The sequence below is a fragment of the Pseudomonas sp. UBA5568 genome, from assembly GCF_002425525.1.
In the GTDB taxonomy this organism is placed as follows: Bacteria; Pseudomonadota; Gammaproteobacteria; order Pseudomonadales; family Pseudomonadaceae; genus Aquipseudomonas; species Aquipseudomonas fulva.
The window spans coordinates 39,817-53,330 of record NZ_DIMK01000032.1 but is presented as its reverse complement, the minus strand read 5'-3'; the positions used below and the strand labels follow the sequence as shown (position 1 = coordinate 53,330).

10 protein-coding genes are annotated in these 13,514 nt (G+C 60.5%); 8 read left to right on the top strand and 2 right to left on the bottom strand.

Features of this window, described 5'->3' with window-relative positions; all coding sequences use genetic code 11:
• Window positions 1–25: 25 nt before the first annotated feature.
• Entirely contained in the window at window positions 26–496 is a 471-nt protein-coding gene (gene ybaK / locus B2S33_RS10520; protein WP_049696464.1) for a Cys-tRNA(Pro) deacylase, read from the bottom strand.
• 298 nt (window positions 497–794) lie between these two features.
• Here ybaK and B2S33_RS10515 point away from each other — a divergent pair, with 298 nt between their 5' ends.
• The 4 genes from B2S33_RS10515 to glpD all read left to right on the top strand — a co-directional run bounded on the left by B2S33_RS10515 (window position 795) and on the right by glpD (window position 5,808).
• Window positions 795–1,643, top strand: coding sequence for an MIP/aquaporin family protein (locus tag B2S33_RS10515; RefSeq protein ID WP_027915355.1), 849 nt, complete (start codon window positions 795–797; stop codon window positions 1,641–1,643).
• 48 nt (window positions 1,644–1,691) lie between these two features.
• The gene (glpK, locus tag B2S33_RS10510) at window positions 1,692–3,191 is read left to right on the top strand and encodes a glycerol kinase GlpK (RefSeq protein WP_027915356.1); all 1,500 of its coding nucleotides are present in this window, start codon (window positions 1,692–1,694) and stop codon (window positions 3,189–3,191) included.
• A 128-nt stretch (window positions 3,192–3,319) separates the two neighbouring features.
• Entirely contained in the window at window positions 3,320–4,075 is a 756-nt protein-coding gene (locus B2S33_RS10505; protein WP_027915357.1) for a DeoR/GlpR family transcriptional regulator, read from the top strand.
• Window positions 4,076–4,278: 203 nt separating this feature from the next.
• A complete protein-coding gene (gene glpD, locus B2S33_RS10500) occupies window positions 4,279–5,808 on the top strand; it encodes a glycerol-3-phosphate dehydrogenase (protein ID WP_028687589.1) in 1,530 nt (509 codons plus the stop codon).
• A 28-nt stretch (window positions 5,809–5,836) separates the two neighbouring features.
• Here glpD and B2S33_RS10495 read toward each other — a convergent pair whose 3' ends face one another.
• Entirely contained in the window at window positions 5,837–9,949 is a 4,113-nt protein-coding gene (locus B2S33_RS10495; RefSeq protein ID WP_288650232.1) for an NEL-type E3 ubiquitin ligase domain-containing protein, read from the bottom strand.
• Window positions 9,950–10,284: 335 nt separating this feature from the next.
• Between B2S33_RS10495 and B2S33_RS10490 the strand changes: the two genes are divergently transcribed.
• The 4 genes from B2S33_RS10490 (at window position 10,285) to B2S33_RS10475 (ending at window position 13,494) form a co-directional block, all read left to right on the top strand.
• Window positions 10,285–11,202 (top strand): glutamate/aspartate ABC transporter substrate-binding protein, encoded by a 918-nt coding sequence (locus tag B2S33_RS10490; protein ID WP_104925882.1) that lies wholly within the window; start codon window positions 10,285–10,287, stop codon window positions 11,200–11,202.
• 142 nt (window positions 11,203–11,344) lie between these two features.
• Window positions 11,345–12,091 carry an amino acid ABC transporter permease gene (locus B2S33_RS10485; protein WP_023535216.1) on the top strand — a complete coding sequence of 249 codons (747 nt, stop codon included), beginning with the start codon at window positions 11,345–11,347 and terminating at the stop codon, window positions 12,089–12,091.
• Window positions 12,092–12,763, top strand: coding sequence for an amino acid ABC transporter permease (locus B2S33_RS10480; RefSeq protein ID WP_027915361.1), 672 nt, complete (start codon window positions 12,092–12,094; stop codon window positions 12,761–12,763). It abuts the gene before it with no gap.
• Window positions 12,760–13,494: an amino acid ABC transporter ATP-binding protein gene (locus B2S33_RS10475; RefSeq protein ID WP_027915362.1), complete on the top strand. Its 735-nt coding sequence runs from the start codon at window positions 12,760–12,762 to the stop codon at window positions 13,492–13,494. Before B2S33_RS10480 ends, B2S33_RS10475 begins: the two co-directional genes overlap by 4 nt.
• Window positions 13,495–13,514: the final 20 nt, after the last annotated feature.

The following is a 13,514-nucleotide window of genomic DNA, read 5'->3' as shown; positions in this document are numbered from 1 at the left end:
TAGCGAGGGTGAATGGGCGCTGGCATCACGTTCTGCCGATACTGGCAAAGGTGCCCTGAGTATGCTCGGCCAAAGTCGTTGCCGCCAGTTCTACCTCCAGCCCACGTCGTCCAGCACTCACATGGATGGTCGCAAAACGCTGCGCCGCCTCGTCGATGAAGGTGCGCAGACGCTTCTTCTGCCCTAAGGGGCTGATCCCACCTACCAGGTAACCCGTTGCTCGCTGCGCCTTGACCGGATCGGCCATCTCGCACTTTTTGACGCCCGCCGCGTGCGCCAAGGCCTTGAGATCGAGCGTACCCACCACAGGCACCACCGCCACCAGCAGCTCTCCTTTTTCGCTACAGGCCAGCAGCGTCTTGAACACCTGCTGTGGGTCCAGGCCGAGCTTATCTGCAGCTTCCAACCCATAGGACGCTGTCTTGGGATCATGCTCGTAGCTGTGAACGTGATAGTGCGCGTGATGCTTTTTCAACAGATCCAGAGCGGGAGTCATACGAAGTTCCGGTGTAAGACAGATCGGCAGCTACTTTAGGTCAATTCCTACATCCCAGCCAATAAGCCCAAGCGCCCCGCTCTACAAAGGGGCGTCACGCTGGCGGCGGTTGCCCAAAACGTGACTGACCGTTCACTTTCGACCTTTGACATCAGCGTTTCTTGTCTATATTTTTTCGTTTCTGAATACCGGGGGTGCACCTTCACGGTGCATCTCATACCCGCCCAGGACCATCCGGAAGGTCCGGGCCTTGCTGTCGAGCCCCACGCGACTCACAACAAAAACAACGAGGTCATACATGACAATTGCCCAAGGCCAACCCACGCTGTCCAGCCAGTGCCTGGCCGAATTTCTCGGTACTGCGCTGCTGATCTTCTTCGGTACCGGCTGCGTCGCCGCGCTCAAGGTCGCAGGCGCAAGCTTCGGACTCTGGGAAATCAGCATCATTTGGGGGGTGGGGGTCAGCATGAGTATCTACCTCACCGCAGGGATCTCCGGTGCCCACCTGAACCCTGCCGTCAGCATCGCGCTGACCCTGTTCGCCGGCTTCGAGCGGCGCAAGCTGCCTTTCTACATACTAGCCCAAGTGTGCGGTGCCTTCTGCGGCGCGGCACTGGTCTACACCCTCTACAGCAGCCTGTTCTTCGATTTCGAACAAGCGCACACCCTGCTGCGCGGTAGTGAATCCAGCCTGGAACTGGCGGCGGTGTTCTCGACCTACCCACACCCCTCCCTGTCCACGGCGCAAGCGCTGCTGGTTGAGGTGGTCATCACGGCGATCCTCATGGCCGTCATCATGGCCCTGACCGACGACAACAACGGCCTGCCACGCGGCGCGATGGCGCCGCTGCTGATCGGCTTGCTGATCGCGGTGATTGGCAGTGCCATGGGGCCGTTGACCGGCTTTGCCATGAACCCGGCACGCGATCTGGGCCCGAAAATCATGACGTTCCTGGCAGGCTGGGGCGAAATCGCCTTTACCGGCGGCCGGGATGTGCCTTACTTCCTGGTGCCGATATTCGGCCCTATCATCGGCGCCTGCCTGGGTGCTGCCACCTATCGTGGCTTGATTGCCCGCAACCTGCCTGCACCAGCGCCCACGCCCGCGACAGGCGACGGTCGCCAAGGCGATACGCAAATCAGTTGAGCACGGCAGCCAGACCCGCCACGACCCCTATTTTGCAAGGCCAACACCATGACAGACACTCAGGACAAGCAATACATCATCGCCCTGGACCAGGGCACCACCAGTTCGCGTGCGATCATCTTCGACCGTGACGCCAATGTGGTCGGCACCTCACAGCGTGAGTTCGTGCAGCATTATCCGCAGGCAGGCTGGGTCGAGCACGACCCCATGGAAATCTTTGCCACCCAGAGTGCGACCATGGTCGAGGCACTGGCCCAGGCTGGCATCAGCCATGCCCAGGTCGCGGCCCTGGGTATCACCAACCAGCGCGAGACGACCGTCGTCTGGGACAAGGAAACAGGCCGCCCGGTGTACAATGCCATCGTCTGGCAATGCCGGCGCAGCACCGAAATCTGCGCCCAGCTCAAGCGCGACGGCTTTGAGGACTACATTCGTGAAACCACGGGCCTGGTCACCGACCCGTACTTTTCCGGTACCAAGCTCAAGTGGATCCTGGACAATGTCGACGGCGCCCGGGAACGCGCCGAACGTGGCGAGCTGCTGTTCGGCACCGTCGATACCTGGCTGATCTGGAAGTTTTCCGGCGGCAAGGTGCATGTCACCGACTACACCAATGCCTCGCGAACCCTCATGTTCAACATCCACACGCTGCAGTGGGATGAAAAACTGCTCGACATCCTGGGCATTCCTGCGCAAATGCTGCCAGAAGTGCGCTCCTCCTCCGAGGTCTATGGGCACACCAAAAGTGGCATCGCCATCGCCGGCATTGCCGGGGACCAGCAATCGGCGCTGTTCGGGCAGATGTGCGTGGAACCGGGGCAGGCGAAGAACACCTACGGCACCGGTTGCTTCCTGTTGATGAACACGGGCGACAAGGCCGTCACGTCATCCCATGGCCTGCTGACCACCATTGCCTGTGGCCCGCGCGGTGAAGTGGCCTATGCCCTGGAAGGGGCCGTGTTCAACGGTGGCTCGACGGTCCAGTGGCTGCGTGATGAGCTGAAGATCGTCAATGACGCGTTGGATACCGAGTACTTCGCCAGCAAGGTAAAGGACAGCAATGGCGTCTACCTGGTGCCTGCCTTCACCGGCCTCGGCGCCCCCTACTGGGACCCTTATGCCCGCGGTGCGCTATTTGGCCTGACCCGTGGCGTCAAGGTGGATCACATCATCCGCGCAGCATTGGAGTCCATCGCCTACCAGACCCGCGACGTGCTCGATGCCATGCAGCAGGACTGCGGCCAGCGCCTGTCCGAACTGCGCGTCGACGGCGGCGCCGTGGCCAACAATTTCCTCATGCAGTTCCAGGCCGATATCCTCGGCACGTGTGTCGAGCGCCCCAAGATGCGTGAAACCACGGCGCTGGGTGCAGCCTACCTGGCGGGCCTGGCTTGCGGTTTCTGGAGCAGTCTGGACGAGCTGCGCAACAAGGCGATCATCGAGCGGGAGTTCAGCCCGCAACTGGATGAAACGCAGAAAGAGAAATTGTACGGCGGCTGGAAAAAAGCCGTCGATCGCACCCGCGATTGGGAAGATCACGACGCCTGATCGCTTTAGGCAACGGCGCAGTCCGCTCCCAGGTCTGCGCCGGATCCACCCTTCGGACGCCACGCTGGTCGTCATCCCCGTCCTACGGCATCATTGCAGCATTTGTCAGGCTGCTCCGAAGGACGTCCATGAATTTGCCTCCACGCCAACAACAAATCCTCGAACTGGTCCGCGACCGCGGCTATGTCAGTATCGAGGAAATGGCGCAGCTGTTCGTCGTTACCCCGCAGACGATCCGCCGCGACATCAACCAACTGGCAGAGCTCGACCTGTTGCGCCGGTACCACGGGGGCGCAGCCTACGATTCAAGCGTCGAAAACACCGCCTATGCCATGCGCGCCGACCAGATGCGTGATGAAAAGCAGCGCATCGCCGAGGCTGTCGCGCGGCAGGTCCCCGATCATGCCTCGCTGTTCATCAATATCGGGACCACCACCGAATCCATCGCCCGCGCTTTGCTCAACCACAGCCAACTGAAGGTCATCACCAACAACCTGCACGTCGCCTCCATCCTGGCGGCCAAGGATGACTTCGAGGTGCTGGTGGCGGGCGGCACTGTGCGCCGTGACGGCGGTGTCGTAGGCCAGGCGAGTGTGGACTTCATCAATCAGTTCAAAGTCGATTACGCCCTGGTCGGCATCAGCGGCATCGATGAAGACGGGAGCCTGCTGGATTTCGACTATCAGGAAGTGCGCGTGTCCCAGGCGATCATCGCCAATGCTCGGCAGGTGATTCTGGCTGCGGACTCCAGCAAGTTCGGGCGCAATGCCATGGTGCGCCTGGGGGCCATCAGCCTGGTCGACTGCCTGGTGACTGACCAGGCACCGACCCCTGCCCTGGTCCAACTGCTCAATGACCACAAGGTACGTGTCGAAGTGGTTTAGAAGGTCGGCGCCGGCGCTGTGAGCATGGGCGTGGCACAGGCGCCCGACACACGCTGACTTTTTCGTTAATGTTCATTTGCTTGTCACCTGATCAGTATTTTCTATGAATACGGACTGGCGAGTCGCCTGCGCTTGCGCTAGTATTTTCGGAAACGAACATAAATGTTCACTTTCGATACGAACTGCTCCAGGAGGCCTTCCCTGTGTCCCAGCCCGATTCGACCAGCGCTCCCGTCGCCGACTGCTATGACCTGGTGGTGATAGGCGGTGGCATCAACGGTGTGGGCATCGCCGCCGACGCAGCCGGCCGCGGCCTGAAAGTCTTCCTGTGTGAAAAGGACGACCTGGCCAGGCACACCTCGTCAGCCAGCAGCAAGCTGATTCACGGAGGTCTGCGCTACCTCGAGCATTACGAGTTTCGTCTGGTACGCGAGGCCCTGGCCGAACGCGAAGTCCTGTTGGCCAAGGCACCGCACATCGTCAAACCCATGCGCTTCGTGCTGCCCCATCGCCCCCATTTGCGCCCTGCCTGGATGATCCGTGCTGGCCTGTTCCTGTACGACCACCTGGGCAAGCGCAAGCGGCTGGGCGCCTCGCGCAGCCTGCGATTTGGCGCTGGCTCTGCGCTCAAGCCGGCCATCACCCGTGGTTTCGAATATGCCGACTGCTGGGTCGATGATGCTCGCCTGGTGGTCCTCAACGCCATGGCTGCCCGTGAACATGGCGCGCACATTCACACCCAGACGCTGTGCCTGGGCGCCAAACGTGTCGGCGCCCTCTGGGAAGTGGAAGTGCAACACGCCGACGGCAGCACCCGGACGGTGCGTGCCAAGGGCCTGGTGAACGCCGCCGGCCCATGGGTTGCGCAGTTCATCAAGAACGACCTGAAACTGGACGCCCCTTATGGGATCCGTCTGATCCAGGGGAGTCATCTGATCGTCCCTAGGCTGTATGAAGGCGAGCACGCCTACATTCTGCAGAACGAAGACCAGCGCATCGTTTTCTGCATTCCGTACCTTGATCGTTTCACACTGATCGGCACCACCGACCGTGAATACACGGGCGATCCTGCCAAGGTGGCGATCACCGATCAGGAAACCGACTACCTGCTCAACGTGGTCAACGCCCACTTCAATCATCAGCTTCAGCGCAGTGACATTTTCAGCACCTATGCAGGCGTTCGCCCTCTGTGCAATGACGAATCGGACAACCCATCGGCCGTTACCCGCGACTACACTTTGGCACTGTCGGCCGCCCACGGTGAAGCCCCCCTGCTCTCGGTCTTCGGTGGCAAGCTCACCACTTACCGCAAGCTGGCCGAATCGGCCATGGCCGAACTCAAGCCGTTCTTCAGCCAGATGGGCGGTAGTTGGACAGCCGAATCAACCCTGCCGGGCGGTGAGGACATGACCACGCCGCAGGCACTTGAAGAAGCCTTGCTTGCTCGGCATACCTGGCTTGCCCCGGCCATTGCCCAGCGCTGGGCACGCACCTATGGCAGCCGCGTCTGGACGCTTCTGGCAGGCGTTGAAGGCCCGCAGGACCTGGGTCAGGCCATCGGTGCAGGGCTGTTTGCCCGCGAGGTGGATTACCTGCGCGAGCATGAGTGGGCTACCAGCCTTGAAGATATCCTGTGGCGTCGTACCAAGCTTGGGCTGTTCACCACCGAAGCCGAACAGAACACCCTTAGCCAGTACCTGGAAAAGGCAACGCAGCGCAGTCAAGCTGCCTGACCCAGATGTGCCGCTTGTCAGCACATGCTCACATGCGGCTGTAGGCCTCGACGGCCAGCTCGTGGTAAAGCGCCTGCTCGTGCGCATCGAGCTCAGCCTTCAAGGCAGCAGCCTGTTGAAGATAGACCTGCTCCCCGTGTTCGCCGACGGTGCGCTCGGCGGTTTCGAGCCGTTGGTGAAACGGTGCAGCCAGCGCCTCGAAACGTTCGCGGTAATGACTGCGTACAAACGACTGCCAGAACTCGCGTTGCGCCAGTGCCGCGGCCAGTACATCCAAACTCTCGCCCGCCAGTACCCGCTCTCCGGCCAGCCTGATCTGCCGACTGCTGACATCGCTGAATTCCGGGTAATTCATGTAAGTTGGTTGAGCCGGTAACCCCAAGCGGTTCGCCAGATTGACCCGGTAAGCCAGGTACACCTCGATGTCATCCACCCTCGCATAGGGATCGCGCCGCATACGCTCGATATGCCGAGCGGCGATACTGTCCACCTGGTCCAGACGATACAGCGAACGCCCAAGGCGCAGGAGTTCGCGCTCAGTCTGCCCGGCACTCGCCCCAGCCGTATGAACGGCAATAAGCGTTCTCACCTCAAGTTGACTGAGCAGTAGCAACAAACGGTCTTCGCAGGTCTGCGGGCCTTGGGTCTGCAGGTAGACCGATTCGCGGACATCCGTACTTTCAGCACACAATTCGAGAATGCGCCATATGCGTGCGCGGTAGTATGGCGGGCGTTCATGGAAATCGTCAGATTCGGCAAAGTCGGCAAGGAACCGGAAGAGATCGGCCGAGCCCTCATCGTCAAGCAAGGCGTTCCAGATGCCTTCATATCGATGGCGAATGTCTGGCTTGGCCGGTCCAATCCAGCTGTCTCGCAGCTCGTCGTCAATGGACACCTGGGCATGGGTGCGCGGCGCGAGCGAGCCCTCGTTTACAGTGGCGAGTGCTTGCTGACTGGCTTCGTCCAACGGATTGTCGTGCAGGGACATTTGCTGGATGTGTTCTCCGAGCATCTGCAGATGCTCGTTGACCTCACGAATCTGGTTTTCCCGGATGTCCATCAGGCCGCGCCACAGTAATTGATGGCGCTGCGGAATGTTCAACAGGCCTGTGTTGCGCAGTGAAATCGTACGCAGATGACGTAGGGAAGACAGGTTCGGTATTCTGCCGATCGGATTACCGCTCAAGCTAATGTACTCAAGGTGGGTCAGTCTGGTCAGTGCCGTGTCACTGTCAGGTCGAAGTACGATTCGATTGTCATCGAACCGCAATACCCGCAACTGCTCCAGGTCACTGAGGCCAGTCGGCAGCTGCGTCAACTGGTTGCCGCGCAGATCGAGCACCTGCAGGTGCGGGAAGCGCTTGAGAAAGTTGTCGCTGACGTTGATAAGCGCCAAGTTGCGCAGGCTCAATTGCCGCACGTGATTGAAATCGATGTCGTCAGGCAGGTCAGGTAGCGCGCCCACCTGCTCGCCCTGTATACGCAGCACATACTCATCGTTCCCGGACGCAACTGTCTTGCGTCGCCAAGCGCGGCGGATCTGGGTGGCAACCCTGCGTCGGCGGCGCCCATCGATGAAACCATTGCGTTGGCTCTCCCAGGAGGCGAGGGACTCACGCAAACGTGCCAGTCGCCCTTCGAGATCGCTCAAGTGGTCCCATAAATTCACGTCGCGCTCGGTCAATTGCTCCAGGTAGGCGTCCATCTGGCTCTCGGTCAGCGTCGGGTAGATGCGGTGTATGCCCCGGCGTAGTGCTTGCCGGCTGCTCTCCCCTCGCCCGCTGAGGGGGTAACCAATACGACCATCCTGAAGTCGGCGAGGCGGGTTGAATCGGCCACCCAGAGCCACCATGCCCAGTGACTGGGCCGTTTTGCCCCGATCGACAGCCGCCCTGTGCAGCAGGTTTTCCGCCAATTCGACAGCCGTAACCGATGAACCGCCGAAGGCGGTTTTCTGGGTTTCATCCAGGGTCTGCAGCAAACACGCCAGCAGTCCTTGATCCACGGCCTGAATCGAACGTGCCTGCAACTGATATCCTCCGCTGGTCTGCACGATCACCTCGGTGCGCTGTGCGTCAACTGGGCCGTGGGAGGCCACGAGCTTGCCCTGGGCCTCACCCAGGCGCACCTCGATACGCATCGACACAGGCCATGGCGATGTTTCATCGATCAGCGCCAGCGCCAGGCGCAGTGTGTCCAGGTTGGTGGCCTGCTCATGCTCGAAGCCCAACAGCGCGCGATCGATGCGGCTTTCACGCACTGCCCAACGCGCCCGCTCAGCAAGCGGCAGGGGGACCTTGCCGCTCATCAGCGTTTCAAGTTGTTCTGTGGTCGCGCATTCCACGATTTCTTGCGCAAGTGGCACTGACAGGCCGGTGAAGTCGCGAGTGAGCGTATCCACGCCAACGCCTGGCTCGCCCACTGAATGCGTCAGCGCTTGCTCGACCAACAGCTCTGATGTCGGCCCCTGCCCATACAGCAGGTGCCGTGCCTGCGCTTCTCTGAACCGCGCTGGCGCCGGTTCCTCGTGTACCCGCAGGCTGCGCAAGTGTTCGGGCGTCAGGCCGGTGATATGCACCAGCGCGTTGGCGTCCAAGTCCGACACTTGCTCAAGATCGGCGCCAAAGCTGCGTATCAATTCCCCCGGATGCTCTAGATAGTGGGCCGACGCCGGCATCTTTTTTAGCCGCAATCCCCTGTTGCCGGCCATGACCGGCGTGAGGCCGTCGACCAAACCGATGCGCTCGAGCGCGCCGCCGAACAATGGCTGCGCAGCACCCAGCAGCGCGCCCGTGGCCACGACCTGGGCCACATTGAACACATGCGCCAGCGCTTGTTGCCTGTCGCCTATCTGCCAAGCCTCGTAACCGTCATAGACTTCGCGCACGACGTCCGCCGCAGCCGCAACAAATAAAACTTCGCCCAAGCCGGGGACGAACAGCGCGGCCAGTGTAAGCGCATCCAGCCCTGCCCCTTTCAAGGCGTCGATGCGCTCGTGCCGCTCAAGTTGAGTCAGGTCGCCTGTGGGAACGGCAAGTACCCGGGCATCATCGATCATTGCATCGAGCAAGCGCTTGCGCAGGCAGGCAAAGACAGAGCCTTCTATTGCGAAATGCCGACCATCGAGGGCGAGCGGTGTAGGACCAGTCGAAGCTTTGTTCAACTGCGCCAGCTGGGCCAGAAACGCAGGCCGCTCGCGCTGAGCAATCAAGCCGGCAAAGTACTGTGTATATCGACGCTCACGCAGTCGCATGCCGAGGTGTTCGTACAATCCAGTCCAGTTCGCATGCCGCCCGATGGGCTCGGCCGGGTCATTGGAAAACCAGCTTATCAGGCCGTGCACGGGCCCATTTGCCGCCGCGCGAAGCTCAATGACCAGGCAACGCTGAACGCGCTTGCCCAAGACGAATAGCTCGAACGCCTGGAACATTTGAGCCACGGCCGGTACCGTCGGCTTGCGGGCTATCAGCGGCAGAAGTGTCAGGTAGTCTTGATCGGTCAGCTGCCCTTTGAGCCTGGCCATCCTGACTGCAACATCAAGCGCCGCGCGTAGGCGCTCCTCGAAAATCTGTTCCACTGCACGCTGCCCAAAATCGGCGGGTGCCGGGGGGCGCGCCTTGGGGAACAGGCACGTATGCAGCTGCTGCTGGTACCGCCCGCCCAGATCCAGCTGCCGGCAGAGGCGAGCAAACGCTTCGAAGGAAAGCGGCAGTACAGTGCCGTCTGCCTTTTGCAATTGAGCGCGCCGGTGCAGGCCGGGATGGGTCTCGCTTTCATGAAAGTTGTGTAACGCGGCCATCAACAGCGATTCATTGCTGTAAATCACCTTCATGGGTGTGTGCAGCCGAGGGGCGGCACTGGGCATCGCAACCCTGTCGTGCACCACCACCCGAGCGGTATCCACATTCACCTCGCCCAAGCCCATGGCTCGCAGCGCCTCCTGAAGCAATGGGCGGGCAAAGGTCTGCAGCCCAGGCAACGTTTTCAGACGCACCTTGACCGCCTCGCAGGACAACTGTTCAAGCTCGAGCGCACGATGGAACGTGCTGAGCAGGTCTGGATCGGCGCTGGTCAGCCAAGCCGGCAACGCGCTCGCCACGAGCGCATCAACGGAAACGTGAGGTAGTGCTTTATCTGCCACGGATCTTCCTCTGGTCTGGGAAATGCCGCAGCAGAACATCGAGCTGTCATGGACAGGTGTTACATATACATATGGCTAGGTGCACAATGGTGAGCACTCATTCGGATAACCGAACATAAAAATGACGGTAATTCGAATTTCCGACCCTGCTGAAAAACTCGAATTAGTCGAACAAGGCTAACGCCCTTGCTTTCAGCGGGGCTAACATGCTTCACGGACCTTGGCACGACTTCTGCTCATATCCATTCAACCGGATGCAACCGCTGCCGTATCCGTTGAACGAAAGAGTCCGCCAACGGCTCCATAAAAAAAACAAACACGTCGAGGAAAATTTGATGCGTATCGTTCGTCAATTGCTGGGCGCCGCCATCGCGGCTGCTGTGATCGCTTCGCCGGCCATGGCCGAAGAACTCACCGGCACCCTGAAGAAGATCAAGGATTCAGGCACCATCACCCTGGGCCACCGCGACTCCTCCATCCCGTTTTCCTACCTGGCCGGCAAGCCAGAGCCCGTCGGCTACTCCCACGATATCCAGCTGGCCGTCGTCGAGGCCCTGAAGAAGCAACTGGGTACCGACATCAAGGTCCGCTACAACCTGGTCACTTCCCAGACCCGCATCCCGCTCGTACAGAACGGCACCGTCGACCTGGAGTGCGGCTCCACCACCAACAACGTCGAGCGCCAGCAGCAAGTCAGCTTTTCGGTGGGTATCTTCGAAGTTGGCACCCGTCTGCTGACCAAGGTCAAGGACGGCCAGCCGGCCTACAAGGACTTCGCAGATCTGGCTGGCAAGAACGTGGTGACCACCGCGGGCACCACCTCCGAACGCCTCCTCAAGGCCATGAACGCCGACAAGCAGATGAAGATGAACGTGATCTCCGCCAAGGACCACGGTGAAGCCTTCAACATGCTCGAGAGCGGTCGCGCTGTGGCCTTCATGATGGACGACGCGCTGCTCGCTGGCGAAATGGCCAAAGCTCGCAAGCCGTCGGACTGGGTCATCACCGGTACGCCGCAATCCTACGAAATCTACGGTTGCATGGTGCGCAAGGGTGATGAGCCCTTCAAGAAGGCCGTGGATGACGCGATCGTTGGCTACTTCAAGTCCGGTGAAGTCAACAAGAGCTACGACAAGTGGTTCCAGCAGCCAATCCCGCCTAAAGGTTTGAACCTGGAGTTCCCAATGAGCGACGAGCTCAAGAAGCTGATCGCCGAGCCGACCGACAAGGCGGCGGACGAGAAGAAATCCTGACCCCCAGCCTGGAGCCTGCCGCGCTGCAAGGCGCGAATTAAACGGGCAGGCTCCCCGTTAGTGTCTAACCTTTCATCCGAGGGCAGTTTGCCCTCGGATGCTGGAAGGTGCCTGTGAAACAATCGTCTGAGGGGAAATCCCGATGAATTACAACTGGGACTGGGGCGTATTCTTCAAGTCCACTGGCGTGGGCAGCGAAACCTATCTGGACTGGTACATCACCGGCCTGGGGTGGACCATCGCCATCGCCATTTCCGCCTGGATCATCGCCTTGCTGCTGGGGTCGATCCTGGGCGTGATGCGAACCGTGCCTAACCGGCTCGTTTCCGGTATCGCAACCGCATACGTCGAGCTGTTCCGCAACGTGCCTTTGCTGGTGCAGCTGTTCATCTGGTACTTCCTGGTGCCGGACCTGCTGCCAGAGGGGCTGCAGGAATGGTTCAAGCAGGACTTGAACCCGACCACGTCGGCCTTGATCAGTGTGGTCGTGTGCCTGGGCCTGTTCACCGCCGCGCGCGTGTGCGAACAGGTTCGCACCGGCATCCAGGCCCTGCCCCGTGGCCAGGAAGCCGCCGCGCGAGCGATGGGTTTCAGCCTGCCGCAGATCTACACCAACGTGCTGCTGCCACAGGCCTACCGCATCATCATTCCGCCACTTACCTCCGAATTCCTGAACGTGTTCAAGAACTCCTCGGTGGCTTCGTTGATCGGCCTGATGGAGCTGCTGGCGCAAACCAAGCAGACTGCCGAGTTCTCGGCGAACCTGTTCGAAGCGTTCACCTTGGCCACGTTGATCTATTTCACCCTCAACATGGGCCTGATGCTGCTCATGCGTATCGTCGAGAAGAAAGTGGCCGTACCTGGCCTGATCTCTGTGGGGGGCAAGTAAATGGACCTGGATTTCAGCGAAATCATCCCCGCCCTGCCCGCCCTCTGGGATGGCATGGCCATGACCCTGCAATTGATGGTGATGGGCGTCATCGGCGGCATCGTGCTGGGCACCCTGCTGGCGCTGATGCGCCTGTCGTCGAATAAACTGCTGTCCAGGCTGGCCGGCGCCTACGTCAACTATTTTCGTTCGATCCCGCTGCTGCTGGTGATCACCTGGTTCTACCTGGCGGTGCCGTTCGTGCTGCGCTGGATCACTGGACAGGATACGCCGGTGGGGGCCTTCACCTCCTGCGTGGTCGCCTTCATGATGTTCGAGGCGGCCTACTTCTGCGAAATCGTGCGTGCCGGTGTGCAGTCGATCTCCAAAGGCCAGATGGGCGCAGCCCAGGCGTTGGGCATGACCTATGGCCAGACCATGCGCCTGATCATCCTGCCCCAGGCCTTCCGCAAGATGACGCCGTTGCTGCTGCAGCAGAGCATCATCCTGTTCCAGGACACGTCCTTGGTCTACACGGTAGGCCTGGTCGACTTCCTCAACTCGGCACGCTCCAACGGCGACATCATCGGGCGCTCCCACGAGTTCCTGATCTTCGCCGGCATCGTGTATTTCATCATCAGCTTCTCCGCTTCGTGGCTGGTCAAGCGCCTGCAAAAAAGGATCACCGTATGATTTCCATCAAGAACGTCAACAAGTGGTACGGGGACTTCCAGGTGCTGACCGACTGCAGCACCGAGGTCAAGAAAGGTGAAGTGGTGGTGGTATGCGGTCCCTCGGGGTCGGGCAAGTCCACCCTGATCAAGTGCGTGAACGCGCTGGAGCCTTTCCAGAAGGGCGACATCGTGGTCGACGGCACTTCGATCGCCGACGCCAAGACCAACCTGCCCAAGCTGCGCTCGCGCGTGGGCATGGTCTTCCAGCATTTCGAGCTGTTCCCACACCTGACCATCACCGAAAACCTGACCATTGCCCAGCGCAAGGTGCTGGGCCGCAGTGAGGCCGAAGCCACCAAGAAGGGCCTGGCCTTGCTCGACCGCGTCGGCTTGAGTGCCCACGCCAAGAAGCATCCCGGGCAGTTGTCCGGCGGTCAGCAGCAACGGGTCGCCATCGCGCGCGCATTGTCCATGGACCCGATCGTCATGCTGTTCGACGAGCCTACTTCGGCCCTGGACCCGGAGATGGTCAACGAAGTGCTGGACGTGATGGTCGAGCTTGCCCACGAAGGCATGACCATGATGTGCGTGACCCACGAAATGGGCTTTGCTCGCAAAGTGGCCAACCGCGTGATCTTCATGGACAAGGGCAACATCATCGAGGATTGCCAGAAGGAAGACTTCTTCGGCAACCCCGAAGGCCGTCACGAACGCACCCAGCACTTCCTGAGCAAGATCCTTCAGCACTGATCCTGCCTCATCGAGCCGCT